Origin of the sequence: Candidatus Methylomicrobium oryzae, from assembly GCF_016745425.1 — a bacterium.
Lineage (GTDB): Bacteria > Pseudomonadota > Gammaproteobacteria > Methylococcales > Methylomonadaceae > Methylomicrobium > Methylomicrobium oryzae.
Map to the genome: position 1 here is coordinate 1 of NZ_JAERVK010000062.1, position 648 is coordinate 648.

At 56.8% G+C, this 648-nt stretch carries 2 protein-coding genes; both read left to right on the forward strand.

Annotated features, from left to right (window positions below; translation table 11 throughout):
* On the forward strand, nt 1-244 hold a 244-nt coding region (locus tag JJL52_RS21145; RefSeq protein ID WP_202054502.1), incomplete at its 5' end, for a phosphopantetheine-binding protein.
* Nucleotides 245-353: 109 nt separating this feature from the next.
* Nucleotides 354-648: hypothetical protein (locus JJL52_RS21150; protein ID WP_202054503.1), on the forward strand; the 295-nt coding region annotated here is incomplete at its 3' end.

A 648-nucleotide genomic window follows, 5' to 3' on the forward strand; every position in this document is an offset into this window, starting at 1 on the left:
CGGGGTCGAGCAGGTCGGCTTGGACGATAACTTCTTCGAGCTCGGCGGCCATTCGTTGCTGGCGACCCGCATGGTGGCACGCATTAGGGAGTTAATGAAAACCGACCTGAGTTTGGCCGGCGTGTTCGAAACCAAGAGCCTCGCCGAATTGGCGGCATTGGCAAGCCAGGCCGGCGACGCCGAAATCGACGATGCCGTGCTGACGGAAATGGGAGATTGGCTGGATGAATTGGAGATGTCGTAAAGTGGGTTTTTCATCCGCTTTGGAGGTAGGCCGGGGTAGCGAAGCGTAACCCGAGCCGTCGGTTTTCGAACAACCGCGACACAACTGCGAAATCAAGAAATACGAGACTATGAAGTTAAATATCGACAACGCCACCGAACATCAAGCGCAATCCAAACCGGCCGTAACCGGCGAAGATTTGGTACGCCGTTTTGTCGGCTTGCCGTTGGCAAAGCAAAAACTGTTTCTGCAGAAACTGGCCGAGCAGGGCAGGGATTTCGCCAAATTGCCGATTCCCGAGCGCCTGTGCGGCGACAGCGATATACCGCTATCGGTGGCGCAGCAAGGCTTATGGATATTGACCCAATTAGACCCGACGAGCACGGCCTACCACATCGCCGGCGGGGTGCGGCTGGTTGGCGATG